This window comes from Dysgonomonadaceae bacterium zrk40, assembly GCA_016916535.1.
Lineage (GTDB): Bacteria > Bacteroidota > Bacteroidia > Bacteroidales > Dysgonomonadaceae > Proteiniphilum.
In genome coordinates this window covers 1311875-1330769 of record CP070276.1, presented here as the reverse complement: position 1 = coordinate 1330769, position 18895 = coordinate 1311875, and the positions used below count along the sequence as shown (strand labels likewise).

The window sequence follows — 18895 nt, the reverse complement described above, 5'->3', positions numbered from 1 at the left end:
GACAGGGTCTTCTTCGGTTCACGTTCTAATCTCGTTCTAATCTCGTTCTAATCTCGTTCTAATATGGTTCTAATCTCGTTCTAATATGGTTCTAATAGATTCGAACCAGAAAAGAGTCAGTTACGAGTCAAATAGGATGAAAATTGGTGTTATGTATAGCGACTTCTATTGCTTACTGCTTGCAACATGATGCTAAAAATACAAATCCCTCTCCCCCTGTTTGATCTTTTCAATTCTTTCGCGTACTTCACCTGCCACCTTTTCATTCAGTTGATGCATGTTTTGTTCAATCACCTCCCATCCCTTCCGGGCAGTTTTTTCGGTGGCATAATCTACCAGGTACTCGGCCAGCGTGAGCATCGCGTTGGGGGTACAGAACCGTTTGATGAAGCCCGGTACCGAGAACTCCATGAAATGTTCACCGGTGCGTCCCAGGCGGTAACAGGCGGTACAGAAGGAGGGCAGCATATCCTGCGCCAGCAGTTCCTCGATGATTTCATTCAGGGAGCGGTCGTCGTGAATCATGAACTGCCCCTTGTTGAGGTCGTGGGGCTGTTCCTTCTCGGTATAACTCCCCAGCTCGATGCGGGTGCCACCGTCAATCTGTGAAACGCCAAACTGCAGGAGCTCGTCGCGCAGTGCTGCGGGTTCACGTGCGGTGAGGATCATGCCGGTATAGGGTACTGCCAGTCGGAGGATGGCCACCAGTCGCGAGAAATCTGCATCCGACACGAAGTAGCGGTCGCCCAGGTGCAGCATGGAGGCATCCTTGATGCGCGGGAAGGAGATGGTATGGGGTCCCACGTTGTAGCAGGCCTCCAGATGATTGGTGTGACGCACCAGCGCCATCACCTCAAAACGCCAGTCGTAGAGACCGAAGAGTGCCCCAATACCCACATCATCCAATCCCGCCTCCTGGGCCCTATCGAGTGAGGTGAGGCGGTTCTCGTAGTCCGCTTTCTTTCCCCGCAGGTGGTATAGTTTGTAAGCCTCCGGGTGGTAGGTCTCCTGGAAGATCTGGTAGGTGCCGATGCCCGCCTCCTTCACGGTGCGGAACCCTTCGATGGTGAGGGGTGCGGCATTGATGTTCACCCGCCGTATCTCGCCGTTTCCCTTCTTCACCCGGTAGGCGGTACGAACAGTCTCCGCGATATAGTCCGGATCATACTCGGCGTGCTCACCGTAAACCAGGATCAGTCTCTTCTGACCGTTATCTTCGAGGGCCTCGATCTCTTTCACCAGTTCCTTGCCGGTCAGTGTCTTTCGCACCTGCGCCTTGTTGGAAGCGCGAAAGCCGCAATAGGTACAATCGTTTGAGCATTTGTTGCCTACGTAGAGAGGTGCAAAGAGCACCACGCGGTTGCCGTAGATTTTGCGTTTCAGCTCACGGGCACCCTCTTTGATGAGCTCTGTCTGCTGTTGTGTTTCAGCATTCAGAAGGGTAGCCACTTCTGCAAGGGTGAGGCGATGTTTGTCGAGTGAGCGGGCTATCACCTGCTCCACTTCCCTGTCGCTGGAAGCCGGACGGTTGAGCAGCTCCCATATCTCTTCCGGGTCGATGAAAGGTTTCATCGGTTCATCCGGTATGCGGTATGATTCAGGTCTGAATTTCACAATGCTTTTTTTTCGTGATTCTGTAACAAAGGTAGGGAATAATTTTCTCTCTCCTGGGATGGCAATCAATCTATTTTTTAAGCCGTTCACTGTGGTGCTTTTTGAAAATTGTGTACCTTTGCATTGAAAAATCATTTTATTCAAAAAAAGCCTCTTTGAGGGGTTATTTTGCCGGAAAAAAGAATTATTTCATGACAAAAGTCAATTTCAGGGGTTTGGGAGTGGCCCTGATCACTCCTTTCAACGATGATGGATCCATTGATTGGGGGGCACTCTCCAACATAATTGAATACCAGGTCTCAAACGGCACCAATTATATCGTGGCGCTGGGGACCACTGCCGAGACTCCCACTCTCTCTAAACAGGAGAAGAGAGAGGTAGCCCGTTTCATCGTGGAGAAGGTGAACGGCCGTATCCCGGTGGTGAAAGGGGTCGGGGGCAACAACACCGCGGAGGTGGCAGAAGAGATGCGGAGCTGTGACATCTCCGGCATCAGTGCATTCCTTTCCGTAACACCCTATTACAATAAACCGACTCAGGAGGGTCTCTACCGTCATTTTTACACTTTGTCGCAGGCATCCCCCCTGCCGATCATACTCTACAATGTGCCGGGACGTACGGGCGTTAACATGTGCGCCGATACAACACTGCGCCTGGCGCGTGATTGCAAGAATATTGTTGCCACCAAAGAGGCCTCGGGGGATCTGAATCAGATAAAAGCAATCATCGACGAGGCACCGGAAGGGTTTCAGGTGATCTCGGGTGATGATGCGGTCACAACCGACGTGATCTCAATGGGTGGTGTGGGTGTCATCTCTGTCTTTGGCAATGCCTTTCCCGATAAGATGGCATGGCTGGTAAAACATGCCCTCAACGGTGACGCCCTGAACGCCCGCAAACAGATGGAGGATGATTTCAACAACTTGTTTCACCTTATGTTCGTAGATGGGAACCCCAGCGGCGTGAAGAGCTTGCTTCATCAGCGGGGAATGGTCCAGAACGTGGTGCGATTGCCGCTGGTGCCGGTGAGCGAGCATACAGAACGACTGATCGGCGAGGAGCTGAAGCGGTTGAAAGTGTGATTTCCCGTTGCCTTTTTTTTCGTAACTTTGTAACCAAACTTTATACCGGACTATTATGAAACCGATATTTTACCTACTCACAATCGTTTCTGCAATGACAATGATCAGCTGTACACAGCAAAAAAGCGCGCAACAACCGGAGGGGCTGGATCTATCATTTATGGATACCACAGCATCTCCCGGAGAAAGTTTCTATCAATATGCCACGGGCGGATGGCAGCAAGCCAACCCCATTCCCGATGAGTATGCCCGCTATGGCTCGTTCGACAAGCTGCGTGAGGAGAACCAGCAACAGATCCAGTCGCTGATAGAAGCCCTTGGCAGCGAGGAACATCCCGCAGGGTCGAACGCTCAAAAAGTGGGGGATCTTTATCGAATGGGAACAGACAGTATCCGGCTTAATGAGCAGGGTGCTGAACCCATCCTCCCACAACTGGCGGCTATTGCTGCCGCAAAGGATAAAGAGGATGTGATACGCCTTACCGCCCAGGTGGCCCGCTTTGCCGGTAACCCTTTCTTTGGTTTTGCCGTGGGACCGGACGACAAGAACAGCTCGATGAACATCGTCCACCTCTATCAGTCGGGCATTGGTATGGGTGATCGCGACTACTACCTGCTGGAGGATGATCATTCAAAATCGCTGCGGGAAGCATACGTCAGCCTGATGGAAACACAGTTTCGCAATGCCGGTTATGATGAGGCCAAAGCCGTACAGGCCGCCGCAAACGTGATGCGGATAGAGACAGCACTTGCAAAGGCACACATCACCCGTGAGATGCGCCGTATCCCTGAGCTTAACTACCACAAGATGAAGGTTGAAGAGTTGCCGGCTGCGGTCGCTCCCTTTCAATGGGATCTCTACTTCACCGAGGTGGGTGCTCCCGGTTTGGATAGTCTCAACGTATCACATCCCGAACCGGTGAAGGCAGCCATCACGATTATTGAACAGGAGCCGCTGGAGTCACTGCAGGACTACCTCAGCTGGAAGGTGATCAACTCAGCTGCCGGTTATCTCAGCGATGCCTTCGTGGAGGCCAACTTTGAGTTCTATGGCAAGACGCTCAGCGGCAGCAAGGAGCTGCGTCCCCGCTGGCGCAGGACCATCGATGCGGTGAACGGAGCCCTCGGTGAAGCGGTGGGACAACTTTACGTGGAGCAATACTTCCCGCCGCAGGCAAAAGAGAGGATGCTCACCCTGGTGGACAATCTCTCAATTGCTTTGGGTGAACGCATCAGCCAGCTGGAGTGGATGAGCGACGAGACAAAAGCCAAGGCCCATGAGAAGCTGGCTACCTTCACGGTGAAGATTGGTTATCCCGACAAGTGGAAAGACTATACTACATTGGAAGTAGGCGACGGCTCCTACTGGCAGAACATGGTCCGTGCCTCCGAATTTGAATACGCTGAGATGATCAGTGAGCTGGGGCAGCCGGTAGACAAGAGCAAGTGGTTCATGTCGCCCCAGACGGTGAACGCCTACTACAACCCCTCCTCCAACGAGATCTGCTTCCCCGCAGGCATCCTGCAACCTCCCTTCTTCTACATGGATGGCGATGATGCAATTAACTACGGCGGTATCGGCGTGGTGATCGGTCACGAGATGACCCACGGCTTTGATGACCAGGGACGCAAGTTCGACAAGGAAGGCAACCTTGCAGAGTGGTGGTCAGCCGATGATGCCGCCCGTTTTGATGAGCGTGCCAGAGTGTTGGTAGATCACTTCGATGCGATCACGGTGTTGGACACCGTACGTGCCAACGGCACCTTCACGCTGGGCGAAAACATTGCCGACCAGGGTGGATTGCAAGTTTCCTATCATGCATTCATGAAGACAGCTCAGGCTGCCGCAGGCGAGGCCATCGACGGTTACACACCGGCTCAGCGTTTCTTCCTGAGCTATGCAGCTCTCTGGGCGGGCAACGTGCGTGATGCCGAGATTCTGCGCCTGACGAAGATCGATCCCCATTCACTGGGCAGGTGGCGTGTAGACGGAGCAGTGCCGCATGTGGATGCATGGTACGACGCATTCAACGTCACCTCGTCCGACCCGCTATGGCTGCCGGAAGAGAAGCGTGCATCCATCTGGTAAAATATCACGACATCATCACAACAACGAATCATCACATCAACAGATATGTTTTCAGGAATTGTAGAAGAAGCGGCCACGGTGGTCGCATTGAACCGGGAGAAAGGGAACCTGCACCTCACACTGCAATGCTCCTTCACCAATGAGCTGAAAGTAGACCAGAGCATCTCTCACAACGGAGTATGCCTTACGGTGGTCTCTATTGAGGGGGACACATACACCGTGACCGCCATCCGTGAGACGCTGGAGCGTTCCAACCTCGGATTGCTCGAGGTGGGCAGCAAGGTAAACCTGGAGCGCAGCATGCTGATGAACGGTCGTCTCGATGGGCACATCGTGCAGGGGCATGTGGATCAGACCGCTGTCTGTCGCTCGGTAACGGAGGCTGATGGCAGCTGGTACTTCACCTTTGAATATTTATTCGACAGGGAGATGGCGAAAAAAGGTTACCTGACCGTTGACAAGGGTTCCGTCACCGTGAACGGGGTGAGCCTTACGGTGGTGGAGCCTACTGAGAACAGCTTCAAGGTGGCCATCATCCCCTATACCTACGAGTATACCAACTTTCACCAGGTCAAAGATGGATCGGTGGTCAACCTGGAGTTCGACATCATCGGTAAGTATATCAGTCGCATCGTGGCATTGAACGGATAATAATGGATTTTCAGGAATTTGTCTCCACCCGGCAGAGTGACCGCTCTTTTGATCAGGAACGGCCGGTGGAAAAAGAGAAAATTGAACGTATCCTCGAGGCCGCACGACTGGCACCCTCTGCCTGCAATGCACAGCCCTGGCACATGATTGTGGTGGAAGACCCTGAACTGAAGAATAAAGTGGCTGATGCCACCTCTGCCCGTGCGCTGGGAATGAACCACTTCACCAAACAGGCGCCGGTGCATATCCTGCTGGTGGAGGAGCGGGTGAACCTCACTTCAGGCATCGGCGGATGGGTGAAGCAGAAGGATTACGCCCAGATGGATCTGGGAATCCTGGCGGCCCACATCACCCTGGCAGCGCACGCAGAAGGATTGGGATCCTGTATCCTGGGATGGTTCAATGAACCGAAGATGCGCGAGTTGCTTTCCATCCCCCGCAACAAAAGGGTATGGCTCGATATCGTTATCGGCTACAGCCTGCAACCGTTGCGTCCCAAGAAACGAAAGCGACTCAAAGAGGTGGTTACATTCAACGGTTACAGGATCATTAACGAGGAGACAACCACTCCAAATGAGGCGGAATGAATCGTTTATAAACATTAAACTTTAATCTTTTTAACAACAAGAGCCAGAGGTTTTGTTGGTGGCATCGCAAAAATATGTCATCTTTGCACTCTAAAACAGTTTTTTAAACAAGCTGCCTCGAGCTGGTTCAACTACCGAAAACAAATGAATAGCAGGAAAAAAAGGATCTTTTCGCTGATCGCTTTTCTATCAATATCCGTTGTAATATTTGCACAACAAGTGGGCTCCAATTCACCCTACAGCAGGTATGGGTACGGGTTGCTTTCCAACCCTTCACTTGGCGCCTCAGAAGCGATGGGAGGGATCAGTTACGGGTTGCGCCGCAGCCAGCAGGTCAACCCCGGCAACCCGGCTTCCTACTCGGAGCTGGACTCACTCACCTTCATCTTCGACATGGGTGTTTCAGGTCACCTGGCTCACATGAACGACGGCATCAACAAGCGAGACTTTTACAATGGGAACCTCGATTACGTGGCCATGCAGTTCCCGCTCCTCCGCAATGTGGGAGGAAGTATTGGTCTGTTGCCCTATTCCAAAACAGGTTACAACTTTGGAGGAGTACGATCACTCTCCGACCTGCAATATTTAGAAACTTATCGTGGTACGGGCGGTTTGACCCAGGTCTATGCCGGGGTTGCGTGGGAGCCGGTGAAGAACTTCTCTGCCGGAGTCAACATCTCTTACCTCTTTGGCAGTTTCTCCCGCAGCAGTGTGGTGATGCCGATCTCTACCGCCGCCCTGGTCACTGAGGATAAGCACTCTTATACCCTTCGTGATTTGAAGTATGATTTCGGGTGGCAATATCGTTATGAACTTGAAAAGAACCGATCCATAACAGTAGGAGCTGTTTACACCCCTTCTATCCGGCCAAAAGCAGATGTGAATCACTCTGTTTTACTCTTCAGCGACGATCCTTATGAGAATCCGTGGCTAACTCCTGCACAGGAGAAACTCAACGATACCATACAGGGAGCATCGTTTCAACTGCCGGAGACCTTCGGGCTGGGATTTACCTACACCACCGGCCGTCTGCTGCTTGGTCTGGATGGCACTTACCAGAAGTGGAAGGGAGTTGAGTATCCTGACTTGCTGGATGGCCTCACTGCAGACAATCGGTATAACAACGTGATTCGCATCAACACCGGTATGGAATATGTGATTGATCCGGTGAGCCAGAACTTTTTTCAGCGCATTCGTTTCAGGGGAGGGCTTTCATATTCAAATGCATACAGCAACTTCTCTGTTGTAAATCCGGAGAGTGGATTGAGCGTGGGTATGGGCAGTTACCGTGAATATGGGGTGAGTCTGGGTCTCGGTTTGCCTTTTCGTGATTACATGAGCGGTCATGTCTCCATGCTCAACATCGGCTTCGGCTATTCAAGGCAGCAGCCGGATGCGAACTACATGATCAGTCAGGATATGTTTAAGATTTCACTGAACATGAACATTAACGAGTTTTGGTTCTTTAAACGGCAATTTAACTGATGAATCGTTATCTCAATTTGTGTAGATGTGAGGGGACAGATTAAACTTTCCTTTTAACATTTCGTCCAAATCTCAACCATTGGAAGTAGAAACAACTTTAAACAAACAGAGAATATGAAAAAAATTTTAGTATCAGGTTTCATGGCATTCCTGCTGGTGGCAGGAGCCAGCGCCCAGAAAGCAGACTATGATCCGGTCAACTCTCCTTACGGACATGGGGAGGATAGTATCAGCTGCCGGGAGAACCTAAGTCTTATGCAAACCGCAGCAAAGGCTGAAGCTTACGAAAGTGCACTGGGACCTTGGACAGAGGCTTATGTTAATTGTCCCGCTTCGAGCAAAAACATCTATATTTATGGACCTCGCATTTTCAAGGCACTTCATGCTTCCGCAACCGACGAAGCGAAGAAACAGGAATACCTTGACAAGGTGATGGAGATCTATGACACACGGTTGAAGTATTTTGGCTCAGATGATGCCAAGGGTACCATCCTTGCATACAAGACCTATGACTATATGGAGTTGAAGGGTGACAAGACCGATCAAAAGGTGGTTTACGACTGGTTGGGTGAAGCGGTAAATGAAATGAAGGGTGAGATGTATCCGCTGGATGCCTACTCCTACTTCATGGTTGCCTCACTGACCCAGTACCTCGTTGACAACTCAAACAAGGATCAATATATCAGCGACTATTTTAATGTAGTAGGATATGTGGATCAGGCCATCGCCAATTACAAGTCGAGTAGTGACCAGGCCAACGCCGATTACCTGGGAATGGTGAAAGAGGGAATCGTGAAAGGATTTGTTGCCAGCGGTGCCGGCGACTGCAAGACGCTCAACGAATATTATGCCGACAAGGTGGAGCCCAACAAGCAGAACAAGGAGTTCCTGAACGAGGTGCTCGATGCCCTTGCATCGGTAGGATGTACCGATTCAGATCTTTACTTCACTGCATCGGAGTATCTGCACATTCTGGAGCCTTCTGCCAGTGCTGCACTGGGTCTGGCCAACAAGAGCTTGCGTGACAAGGATTATGACACAGCGGTGAAGTATTACAGCGAGGCCGCTCAGCTGGAAACTGACAAGAGCAAGTCATCGAACTACATGATGCAACTTGCCGGCATCTTTTCCAACCAGCGTAACTTTGCCCGTGCCCGTTCGGCTGCTTACGATGCATTGGAGTACAATGCCAATAACGGAGAGGCCTATGTCCTGATAGCCCAGCTCTACGCCAGCTCGGCCAACAGCATCTTCTCTGAGCCTGAGAAGGCAGGGCTGGTCTATTGTGCTGCGGTTGATAAACTGCAAAAAGCACGTTCAGTAGATCCTAGTGTGGCCGGTAAAGCCAACAGCTTGATCAATCGCTACTCAGCAGCTTATATGGATACTGAGACCGCCTTTATGATGGGCATTAAAGCGGGTGAAACAGTACACATTCCCGGCTGGATTGGAGAATCCACCACGGTGCGTTTACGTTAAGAAACAGAATTCAAATTGAATAGGTGTTGAAGAAACAACACAATATATTTATATGGCGCATAACAACCATTGTAGCAATGGTTGTTATGTCGCTTTTTTTTGTTTCCTGCAAAGAGAAAGACGAGAATCTAGTGCCCTTCAGCTACGATCCTGAACAGGTGCCTACCATGGTCACCGATTCAGTTACCACGTTGATTTCCGATTCGGGAATAACACGTTATAAGTTGGTTGCTGATGAGTGGCGTGTGTTTGACAAGGCCACCGAACCTTACTGGTTTTTCCCACAAGGGATATATCTTGAGCGGTTTACACCAGACTTTAGTATCGAGGCAACAGTTATGGCTGACACTGCCTGGTATTTCAGCAAGAAGGATCTCTGGCAGTTGAAGAAAAATGTGCATGTGGAAAACATGAGGGGTGAGGTCTTCGACAGTGAGGAGCTGTTCTGGGATCAGAAGAACGAAAAGGTTTACTCCGAAAGTTATATTGTGATTAAACGAGGTGTGACTGAGATTAAGGGATATGGCTTTGAGTCAAATCAGTCTATGACAGACTACCGCATATTTCGCCCACATGATGGGAAGCTCCCCTTTACCGAGAATCCGGTAGAAGACTCATTGCAACAGAATGCCGATACAACATTGGCTCTTCAAAAGAAACAGCAGCCGGAGCAGGTCATCAAAGAACAGCAACCATGACACTATCTCAATCCATCAGCTGGTTGATCGTCAGTTTGATATTCGCCCTTTTTTTCTCGGGTACTGAGGCTGCATTCCTTTCCTGCGATAAGTTTAAATTCGCCATCCGAAGCAAGAAGGCGGGTTATATGAATTATCTGTATAACACTTTATTCGGTCATCCGAGACAATTTTTAGCCACTCTGGCCGTGGGTAAAACCATGGCACTTGTGTTTCTGGTTGCCTTTTCGCTGATATTGCTGCAGCTACAGACAGCCGGAGCTGCTATCCCCCTTTCTCAGCTGCTGATCTTTATCCTTTCACTACTGCTGATCATACCAATCATTTATCAGTTGCTGCCGCGGCTGTTGTTTCAACACAGTGCGAACTTCTGGATGAGGTTGCTTGTTTTGCCCGCTTTCCTCTTTTATGTACTTTTCTATCCGCTGACCCGCTTTTTCATTTTTTTTTCTAAATTCATACTGAAGCTGTTTGGTGTTCCTATTGTTGATCCAAAGACAGAAGAATATGAACAACAAGAGTTGAACGCTTTCGTGAAGAAGAGCATCAACGAGCTGACAAACGAAGAGGATTTGGATTCAGAGGTGAAGATCTTCCGGAATGCCCTCGACTTCTCCGGCCTGAAAATCAAGGATTGCATGGTCCCACGAGCTGAAATTGTAGCAGTGAGTGTTGACACAGAAGTGGAAACACTAAAAGAGAAATTTATTGAAACAGGTCTCTCACGGATACTGGTCTACAAAGAGGACATTGACAACATACTGGGGTACATTCATATCTGGGAGATCTTCAGCCAACCAGCCGATTGGACAGGTTGTGTGGCATCTATCTCGTTTGTGCCGGAGAGCATGTCGGCCAGACAGTTGATGAGTGATCTGATGCAGCAACGCAAGAGCATTGCCGTGGTGGTCGATGAATTTGGAGGCACCTCCGGTATCGTGACCATGGAGGACCTGGTTGAAGAAATTTTTGGTGATATTGAAGATGAGTATGATGTGAAGTCGAACTTCATCAAGAAGGAGGGAGAGGATGCTTATGTGCTCTCCGGACGCATGGAAATAGACCAGCTGAACGAATTGTACCACCTCGGACTTCCAGAGTCGGACGACTATTCAACCGTTGCCGGTTACCTGCTCCACCACACACAACGATTTCCCAAGACCTATGAGACGGTGATCATTGGTAAATATACCTTTAAGATACTGAAAGTTACAGCTCGCAAAATTGAAGTGGTGCGTTTGCAGATGAGTTAATAACGTGAGTTCGGGATAAGAAAAGCATAAAAAAAGTTGTGATATAGGGAGATTATTTGTATATTTATAGCTGATAATCAAACAAATAACAAACATCAGCCCTATGATCACAACAGACAAAGTTATTGAAATATTTTGTATTGCCGACGATTTTTGTGCAGAATATGAGAATGAAATTCAGAATCATCAACTTCAAGCCGGGGGTACAACTAAAAGGAGAAACAGGAAAACGCAAATGTCCCAGAGCGAGATTATTGCCGTGATGGTCTGTTTCCACTGCGGAACCTTCCATAATTTCAAGAATTATTACCTGTTTTATATTTGCAAACACATGAAGAGCTATTTTCCAAATGCCGTTTCCTACAACCGTTTTGTCGAGTTGCAACCCAGGGTGATTGTACCTTTCATGCTCTTGCTCAAACTCTTTGGATTTGGTGAATGCACAGGCATTACATATGTGGATAGCACTCCCATTAAAGTATGTCATAACAAGCGTATACACTCGAATAAAGTATTCAGGGATCTGGCACAAAGAGGGAAAAGTACGATGGGCTGGTTTTTTGGATTCAAGCTTCATCTGGTCTGTAACGAAAAGGGTGAATTGCTGAATTTCTCTCTCACAAAAGGCAATGTCGACGATAGAAACCCTGACGTAATCAATGTTCTTACCAAAGATCTTTTCGGTAAACTATATGCAGACAAGGGTTACATCAGCACAAAGCTCTTCGAGATGCTGTTTGACCAGGGTGTTCATTTAGTGACCGGTATACGCTCAAATATGAAAAATTCCCTGATGTCATTCCGCGACAAGATTCTCTTACGCAAAAGATCTGTAATTGAGTCCATCAATGATGAACTGAAGAATATCTGCCAGATAGAACATTCAAGGCATCGTTCCACACATAATTTCATCATGAACATAATTGCTGCATTGGTGGCATATTGTTTCTTTCCCAAAAAGCCTTCAATCAAATTTGAAGTGGAAAAGTCAAGTCAATTAACCATTTGGGGATAATATGTTATCCCGAACTCACGTTAATAGTGTGACTGAATGCGTTTATTTCACCTCACCATTGCATACTTTTCCATGAAAAAACCGGTATATCTACTTTATTTTTACTAACTTCGCACCCTTATTTGAATCAAATTACATTTTACCTTTTAAACAGCACTAAAGATTAGTTAAATGGCTACTTTACAAAAGATTAGGGATAAAGGCACGTTGTTGGTCATCGTTATTGGGGTGGCATTGCTTGCTTTTGTTTTAGGAGACTTGCTCACTTCCGGTACCACTCTTTTCGGGAAGGCACAGGATAAAGCGTTTGTGGTAAACGGCGAAGTGATATCCACCAAGGACTATGCCGACAAGATTACTGAGTTTGAGGAGTTCCAGAAGATGGTGAGCGGTCAGAGTTCACTTGACGAGAACACCTCCGCACAGATTCGTGAAGCGGTTTACCAACAAATGGTGCGTCAGCGGCTGCTGGAGAATCAGACAGACAAACTGGGATTGAGTGTAAGCAAGGAGGAGATCAACGACTTGGTACATGGTGAGTTTATTTCACCCGTTCTGCAGCAACTTCCCTTTTTCGTCGATCCGCAAACAGGGATGTTTAGCCGTACCGCACTGGTCGATTTCCTCAACACCATCAACATGCCGAGTCCCAATCCGGAAGAGCAGTCGATCGTGAATCAATACAAATCTCTCTGGCTCTTTATTGAAGAGATGGTCAGGACACAGCGTCTGGAAGAGAAATATACCTCACTGCTTTCCAGCGCCGTGATCACCAACGATGCAGAAGCGAAAAGCAATTTTGAGCTGACACAACAGAATGCCGATATGGCATATGTGGTCCAGAACTATTTCACCATTCCCGATACGGTTGTGACGGTAACAGAAAAGGAGATAAAGGCCTATTATGACAAGCACAAAGATGATTATCGTCTGGAAGCTCCTCTTGTGAAACTTTCTTACTTCTCGAAGCAGATTTTACCCAGTGATGAGGATTATGCAGAGGTAGAGGCTGAGTCGCGTGTGGCATTCACCGAGTTACAGAACAGCCAGAATCCGGCTACCGTGGTTGCCGACTATTCTCAGGTACCTTATCGTGATGTATTCATGAGTGAGCAAATGTTGACACCCGATCAGATTGAGTTCGTACGTTCGGCAGCCATCAACGAGCTGTATGGTCCCGAGCGTGAAGGCGACTCATACCAGATTGTGAAGCTGATTGACAAAAAGATCGCCCCTGATTCGGTACATTTCAGGATGATGTCAATTCCCAGCGGTTCCATGGTTGGTCAGGACTCAATTGTAACCCGTTTTACGGATAGTCTTTACAATGTGATACGTGAAGGGCAGTCGTTTGCCGATGTAGCCAACAGTCTCAATCCCAGTTCTAACGGTGGTGATGTGGGATGGGCCAGGGAGATCGATCTGGCATCGTTTGGTTCCGAGATGGTGGAAACAGTATTCAACAGCCCAGTAGGTGAGTTGGTGAAGTTGTCGCTGCCGGGTCAACAGGTTATTATTCAGATAGAGGAGAGAACCCGTCCGGTGAACAAGTACAAGGTAGCTATCATCGACATGCCGGTGATTGCCAGTGAGAAGACTTCCAATAACATTGACAATGAACTGAATCAGTTTGTTTCCACACCCGAGGTGGGAAGCAAATTCAACGAACTGGCCTCCGAAAAGGGATACATGGTGATGCCCAATATCACAGTTTCGGCGAATGAATTCACATTGGCGCAGATACCCGGTTCACGACAGGTGATCACCTGGGCTGCCAGAGAGAAGAAGCCCGGTAGCGTGAAGAAGTTCGACTTGACCAATCAGCGCGTGATAGCTCGCGTGGATCAGGTGATCCCTGCAGGGACAGCACCTCTCTCAGAGGTTGCATCAGGCATCAGATCGCAATTGCTGAATGAGAAGAAGGCAGAGAAGATGATTGCTGACTTGAAAGCTCAAAATCTCACCACAATTGATGCTTATGCCGAAGCGATGAACAGTCGTACCGACACAGTTCGGTTTGTCAACTTCAATACACAGAACATCACAGGGCTGGGATATGAACCTGTGATGAATGCCCTCTCTGCCTTTGCACCGCTCAACAGCGTGCAGGGTCCTATCAAGGGGAACATGGGTGTCTATGTGACACAAGTAACCAATCGCACTCAGGGTACTGAGAGCTACGATGCCGATGCAGAAAAGAACAGCATGATGAACGAGAAGGCTTATCGTCTGCAAATGCAGTCGGTGGAGATACTGAAAGAGAAATTGGGTGTTGAAGACAACCGGTTCCGTTTCTTTTGATCTCTTCTTTCAGACAATCAAACAGTAAAAGGGCTGGCCATCTGGCCAGCCCTTTTTTCGTCTGTATCGCAGGTGTAGTGATGTTACTGCACCACGATACATCCCTTTTGTTCCAGCTGCAGGGTTTTGCTGGGTTGGTCACATACCTCGGTGGGTCCAAAGTATTGTATCGGACCGGGATATACGTAGTCAGTCTCAATGGCCCACTTGTCGCGCTGGCTTACGAAGTAGTTGAACGGTTCACCCTCGAGCTCTACCAGAGCTTTCTGTATGACCGGTTTCATTTCGCCGTGACGTCTTTCCATATTCATCATCATGGTGATGGGTATCCCGCCGGCAATCCACTCAGCAGCGGCGGCGGTTGTGTTGCGTACCGATGACATGTAACCTGTCTTACCGGCAGCAACCAGCATCGAAGCGGTGTATCCAAGAGAGTAACAATAGTCCGCATCATAGTTGGAGGGGGCGGCACAGCGACCTTCGTAGCCGAAGAAGTGGGTGATGGTGGCAAACTTACCTTTGTATTTGCCCTCTTTCTTCCACTCACTCAGCCTGTTCTTTACCATCTCTGCCAGGAGCTTCTCCGTCTCGATAAGCGACACCTGCACGTTGCCGTGTGGGTCACGGTCGAGGGTGAGCTGGCGAGCCACCGTTTCGGGCAGACTGGCATAGATTTCAGCGTTTTCGTGTGACAATTTGCTGATGATGTAATCGCGTTTACCGGAGCGACGTACCAGGTCGAACTCCTCCTGGTTGTGCGCCAGGAAGTCGTTCAATTCACTGATCAGCTTCTTCATGGCGGGGATGAACTCGATCAGTCCCTCGGGGATGATCACCGTTCCGAAGTTCAGTCCACTTTCTGCACGTTTGGCGATCACCGTTGCGATGTCGTCAATAATCTGGTCGAGCGACCATCCCTTTGCTTCTACCTCCTCTGAGACGATGCAGATGTTGGGATGTGTTTGCAGCGCACATTCGAGTGCGATGTGGGAGGCTGAGCGTCCCATCACCTTGATAAAATGCCAGTACTTGCGTGCCGAGTTGCAGTCGCGCTGGATGTTGCCAATCAGCTCCGAGTAGACTTTACAGGCGGTGTCAAAACCGAAGGAGGTCTCTATCTGCTCATTCTTGAGGTCACCGTCTATTGTCTTGGGGCATCCGATGACCTGTACACCGGAGTTTATGGATGCGTAGTATTCGGCCAGCACGCAGGCGTTGGTATTGGAGTCATCACCACCGATGATCACCAGTGCTTTGATGTCCAGCTCCTTCAGGATCTCCAGCCCCTTGTCGAACTGTTCCTTGGTTTCCAGCTTGGTGCGTCCGGAGCCAATGATGTCGAAACCTCCGGTGTTACGGTACTCGTCGATGATTTCTGCGCTCAACTCTTTGTATTTGTGGTCTACCAGTCCGCCCGGTCCCAGGATGAACCCGTAGAGTTTACTCTCCTGATGCAATCTTTTGATACCGTCGAAGATGCCGGCAATCACGTTGTGTCCGCCGGGCGCCTGTCCGCCGGAGAGTATTACTCCCACGTTGTATGGTGTGACGGTGCCTTGTTTGCCGGCACTCCCCGAGAAGGTGACAATCGGCTTCCCATAAGTGTTTGGAAACAGCTTGGCTATCTCCTCCTGGTCCCGCACCGATTGTGTGGCTGCTCCCTCCTGAATATTCACGTTACCCTTCAATCCTTCGGGCATCTTGGGCTCATAAGCGGCCCTCGCAATTTGTAAAGCGCTTTTTGTCATTGGAATGAATTTTATGATGTTGATATCCTATCTTTTTTGTGGAGAATAATTTGAAGCATCAAAAATAGCAATTTTTGTTGGTTTAAACGAACAATTTCGCCATCTTTACCATTTATATCATTATTCTCACAGCAGTATTGACCGATGAATGCCAAAAACGAACTAGGTAACATGGACATTGAAGCCCTTGAGGCTTTGTATCAGAAATATAAGGAATCACCCGAGGCGGTAGATGAAAGTTTTCGCTTTTTCTTTCAGGGATTTGATTTGGCTGTTGCCAATTTCCCCACAAAACCTGTTGCGTCGAAAGAGTTGAACGGACACTCACCCAAGGAGATCGCTGTGATGCGGTTGATTAACGGTTACAGGCGGCGTGGTCATCTCTTCACCAAAACAAATCCCGTGCGCACCCGCCGCAGTTACTCCCCCACGCTCGACATTGAAAATTTTGATCTCTCGGAGAGCGATCTTGACACCTTATTTGAGGCGGGAAAAGAGGTCGGTCTGGGGAGGACAACCCTGCGCAGCATCATTGAACATCTGGAAGCCACTTACTGCAAATCGATAGGTGTAGAATATCGTTACATGACCAAGCCGGAAATCGTGCAGTGGTTGCAGGTAAGGATGGAGAGCAGCCGGAACAGAGAGACCTTTACAAAGGAGGCGAAGCTGCAGATCCTCGACCGACTGATCGAAGCCTCTGGTTTCGAGGATTACCTGCACAAGAAATTTGTCGGTCAGAAGCGTTTCTCGCTTGAGGGTTCCGAGTCAATCATCCCCGCTCTGGCAGCGATGATTGCCCATGCGGGTCCTTACGACGTGAACGAGATGGTGTTGGGGATGGCACACCGGGGACGCCTCAACGTGCTGACCAACATCATGAAGAAACCTTACTCGCAGGTGTTTCGCGAGTTCAATGCCCAGAACTACGAGGAGGAGATCAAGTATGGTGATGTGAAGTACCACCTTGGGTACAACAATACCATTGACTACGAGGGGCGTACCATCTCCATCAGCCTAGCCCCCAATCCGTCTCACCTGGAGACGGTTGGGCCTGTGGTACAGGGTATCGCACGTGCCAAGCTTGAGAATGAACATGACTTCACCGATGATTCAGTACTGCCCATCCTGGTGCATGGTGATGCCGCCATAGCCGGTCAGGGAGTGGTCTATGAAACCATTCAGTTCTCGAAGCTGCAGGGTTACAAGACAGGCGGCACAATTCACATCGTGATCAACAACCAGGTGGGGTTCACCACCAGTTACCTGCTGGGGCGCTCTAGCACCTACTGTACCGACGTGGCCAAGGTGACACAGTCGCCGGTGTTCCATGTGAACGGCGATGACATTGAGGCGATGGTCTACGTGGCGAAGCTGGCGCTGGAGTTCCGTCAGATGTTCAACATCGATGTCTTCATCGACCTGCTCTCTTACCGCAAGTATGGTCACAATGAGGGTGATGAACCCCGTTTCACACAACCAGAGTTGTATGACATCATTGCGAAGCATAAGAACCCGCGCGATATCTATGCTGAGAAACTGATCGAAGAAGGGGTGATTACCCGGCAGGCGTTCGATGAGCGTGTGGCAGCTTTTCACCAGAGGCTTGAGGATGATTATGAAGCATCACTTTCTACCAGCCGACTTAACCTGCAACCATTCTTCGCTGGCAAATACGAGGGAATTCGTTTACCGGAGGCAACTGATTTCGAGCGTTCCACTGACACGAAGATCCCGAAGGAACTCTTCCTGCAACTGGCAGAGCGGATTACCACCCTGCCGGCAGATAAGAAATTTTTCAACAAGACCGTGCGTCTGTTTGCCCAGCGTGCTGCCATGATCAGCGAAGATAGGTACGACTGGGCCATGGGTGAACTGATGGCTTATGCCTCTTTGGCATGGGAGAAGCATACGGTGAGGCTGAGCGGCCAGGACTCTGAAAGGGGCACCTTCTCGCACCGTCATGCCGAGATCATCACCGAAGACGGCAAAGAAAAATATTTCCCTCTCAAAAACCTGGGGGGGGAGCAGGCTGCCGTACGTGTTTACAATTCGCCCCTGAACGAGTACGGGATCCTGGGATTTGAATATGGCTACGCGCTGGCTCATCCTGATGGGCTTACCATCTGGGAAGCTCAGTTTGGTGACTTTTACAACGTGGGACAAGTGATCGTGGACCAGTACATCGCTGCCGCCCAGGAGAAGTGGGGCATCAAGTCGGGACTGGTGATGCTGCTGCCTCATGGTTACGAGGGGCAGGGCGCCGAGCACTCGAGCGGTCGCATGGAGCGGTTTCTGACTCTTTGTGCCAACCTCAACCTGCAGGTGGTGAACTGCACCACACCTGCCAACCTCTTCCATGTGTTGAGGCGGCAGCTCCATCGCGATATCAGGGTACCGCTGATCCTCTTCACGCCAAAGAGTCTGCTGCGTCATCCGGAGTGTGTCTCTTCGCTGGATGAATTCACCGAGGGAAGCTTCCGTGAGGCAATCGGGGATCATCTTACCGATGATCGCTCGAAAGTGAGGAGAATCCTTCTCTGCAGCGGGAAAATTTATTACGAACTGGAGTCTGCACGGCGTGAAGCGGAAAAGGATGATGTGGCAATCATCCGGATCGAACAACTCTATCCTTTCCCTGAGAAACAGCTGCTTGAAATCACAGCCGGCTATCCCTCAGATGTTGAATGGGTATGGGTACAAGAGGAGCCGCTTAACATGGGTGCTGCCACCTTCGTGAAGCAGCAGCTGGGCGACTGTCGTCTAAGGCTTATAGGAAGGCCCGCCAGCGGTGTTACTGCCGAAGGTCTGACGGCGCTGCACAAGATTAATCAGGCTGCGATCATCCAACAGGCAATTGATACCACAACTCACTGAGGCAGCCCCATCTCAG

13 protein-coding genes are annotated in these 18895 nt (G+C 49.6%); 11 read left to right on the top strand and 2 right to left on the bottom strand.

The genetic code is table 11. The annotated features are described in order from the left end of the window. Positions 1-192: 192 nt before the first annotated feature. Positions 193-1614, bottom strand: coding sequence for a [FeFe] hydrogenase H-cluster radical SAM maturase HydG (gene hydG / locus JS578_05590; protein ID QRX64704.1), 1422 nt, complete (start codon positions 1612-1614; stop codon positions 193-195). Between the two features lie 191 nt (positions 1615-1805). Here hydG and JS578_05585 point away from each other — a divergent pair, with 191 nt between their 5' ends. The 10 genes from JS578_05585 (at position 1806) to JS578_05540 (ending at position 14254) form a co-directional block, all read left to right on the top strand. Then, on the top strand, positions 1806-2696 hold the full coding sequence (locus JS578_05585) for a 4-hydroxy-tetrahydrodipicolinate synthase (GenBank protein ID QRX64703.1): 891 nt from the start codon (positions 1806-1808) through the stop codon (positions 2694-2696). Positions 2697-2751: 55 nt separating this feature from the next. Continuing rightward, positions 2752-4785: a M13 family metallopeptidase gene (locus tag JS578_05580; protein ID QRX64702.1), complete on the top strand. Its 2034-nt coding sequence runs from the start codon at positions 2752-2754 to the stop codon at positions 4783-4785. Between the two features lie 45 nt (positions 4786-4830). After that, complete coding sequence (locus JS578_05575) at positions 4831-5436, top strand: riboflavin synthase (GenBank protein QRX64701.1); 606 nt, start codon at positions 4831-4833, stop codon at positions 5434-5436. 2 nt (positions 5437-5438) lie between these two features. Beyond that, positions 5439-6023 (top strand): nitroreductase family protein, encoded by a 585-nt coding sequence (locus JS578_05570; protein QRX64700.1) that lies wholly within the window; start codon positions 5439-5441, stop codon positions 6021-6023. 144 nt (positions 6024-6167) lie between these two features. Further along, positions 6168-7508 carry a hypothetical protein gene (locus tag JS578_05565; protein ID QRX64699.1) on the top strand — a complete coding sequence of 447 codons (1341 nt, stop codon included), beginning with the start codon at positions 6168-6170 and terminating at the stop codon, positions 7506-7508. A 114-nt stretch (positions 7509-7622) separates the two neighbouring features. Next, positions 7623-8987, top strand: coding sequence for a hypothetical protein (locus JS578_05560; GenBank protein QRX64698.1), 1365 nt, complete (start codon positions 7623-7625; stop codon positions 8985-8987). Positions 8988-9013: 26 nt separating this feature from the next. Beyond that, positions 9014-9685 (top strand): LPS export ABC transporter periplasmic protein LptC, encoded by a 672-nt coding sequence (gene lptC, locus JS578_05555; protein QRX64697.1) that lies wholly within the window; start codon positions 9014-9016, stop codon positions 9683-9685. Then, a complete protein-coding gene (locus JS578_05550; GenBank protein ID QRX64696.1) occupies positions 9682-10938 on the top strand; it encodes an HlyC/CorC family transporter in 1257 nt (418 codons plus the stop codon). Before lptC ends, JS578_05550 begins: the two co-directional genes overlap by 4 nt. A gap of 103 nt (positions 10939-11041) precedes the next feature. After that, on the top strand, positions 11042-11953 hold the full coding sequence (locus tag JS578_05545; GenBank protein ID QRX64695.1) for an IS982 family transposase: 912 nt from the start codon (positions 11042-11044) through the stop codon (positions 11951-11953). Between the two features lie 171 nt (positions 11954-12124). After that, positions 12125-14254 carry a SurA N-terminal domain-containing protein gene (locus tag JS578_05540; protein QRX64694.1) on the top strand — a complete coding sequence of 710 codons (2130 nt, stop codon included), beginning with the start codon at positions 12125-12127 and terminating at the stop codon, positions 14252-14254. Between the two features lie 83 nt (positions 14255-14337). Here the strand turns inward: JS578_05540 and JS578_05535 are convergent, their stop codons facing one another. Further along, positions 14338-16002, bottom strand: a complete 1665-nt coding sequence (locus JS578_05535; GenBank protein QRX64693.1) for a diphosphate--fructose-6-phosphate 1-phosphotransferase — start codon at positions 16000-16002, stop codon at positions 14338-14340. A 144-nt stretch (positions 16003-16146) separates the two neighbouring features. Between JS578_05535 and JS578_05530 the strand changes: the two genes are divergently transcribed. Continuing rightward, a complete protein-coding gene (locus JS578_05530; GenBank protein ID QRX64692.1) occupies positions 16147-18879 on the top strand; it encodes a 2-oxoglutarate dehydrogenase E1 component in 2733 nt (910 codons plus the stop codon). The last annotated feature ends 16 nt before the right edge of the window (positions 18880-18895 follow it).

Bases quoted from the DNA above. Each gene is read 5' to 3' on its own strand.
- JS578_05580 (QRX64702.1), top strand. From the start codon at position 2,752: ATGAAACCGATATTTTACCTACTCACAATCGTTTCTGCAATGACAATG.
- JS578_05545 (QRX64695.1), top strand. From the start codon at position 11,042: ATGATCACAACAGACAAAGTTATTGAAATATTTTGTATTGCCGACGAT.
- JS578_05560 (QRX64698.1), top strand. From the start codon at position 7,623: ATGAAAAAAATTTTAGTATCAGGTTTCATGGCATTCCTGCTGGTGGCA.
- JS578_05565 (QRX64699.1), top strand. From the start codon at position 6,168: ATGAATAGCAGGAAAAAAAGGATCTTTTCGCTGATCGCTTTTCTATCA.
- JS578_05585 (QRX64703.1), top strand. From the start codon at position 1,806: ATGACAAAAGTCAATTTCAGGGGTTTGGGAGTGGCCCTGATCACTCCT.
- JS578_05550 (QRX64696.1), top strand. From the start codon at position 9,682: ATGACACTATCTCAATCCATCAGCTGGTTGATCGTCAGTTTGATATTC.
- JS578_05535 (QRX64693.1), bottom strand. From the start codon at position 16,002: ATGACAAAAAGCGCTTTACAAATTGCGAGGGCCGCTTATGAGCCCAAG.
- JS578_05575 (QRX64701.1), top strand. From the start codon at position 4,831: ATGTTTTCAGGAATTGTAGAAGAAGCGGCCACGGTGGTCGCATTGAAC.
- JS578_05570 (QRX64700.1), top strand. From the start codon at position 5,439: ATGGATTTTCAGGAATTTGTCTCCACCCGGCAGAGTGACCGCTCTTTT.
- JS578_05540 (QRX64694.1), top strand. From the start codon at position 12,125: ATGGCTACTTTACAAAAGATTAGGGATAAAGGCACGTTGTTGGTCATC.
- JS578_05530 (QRX64692.1), top strand. From the start codon at position 16,147: ATGAATGCCAAAAACGAACTAGGTAACATGGACATTGAAGCCCTTGAG.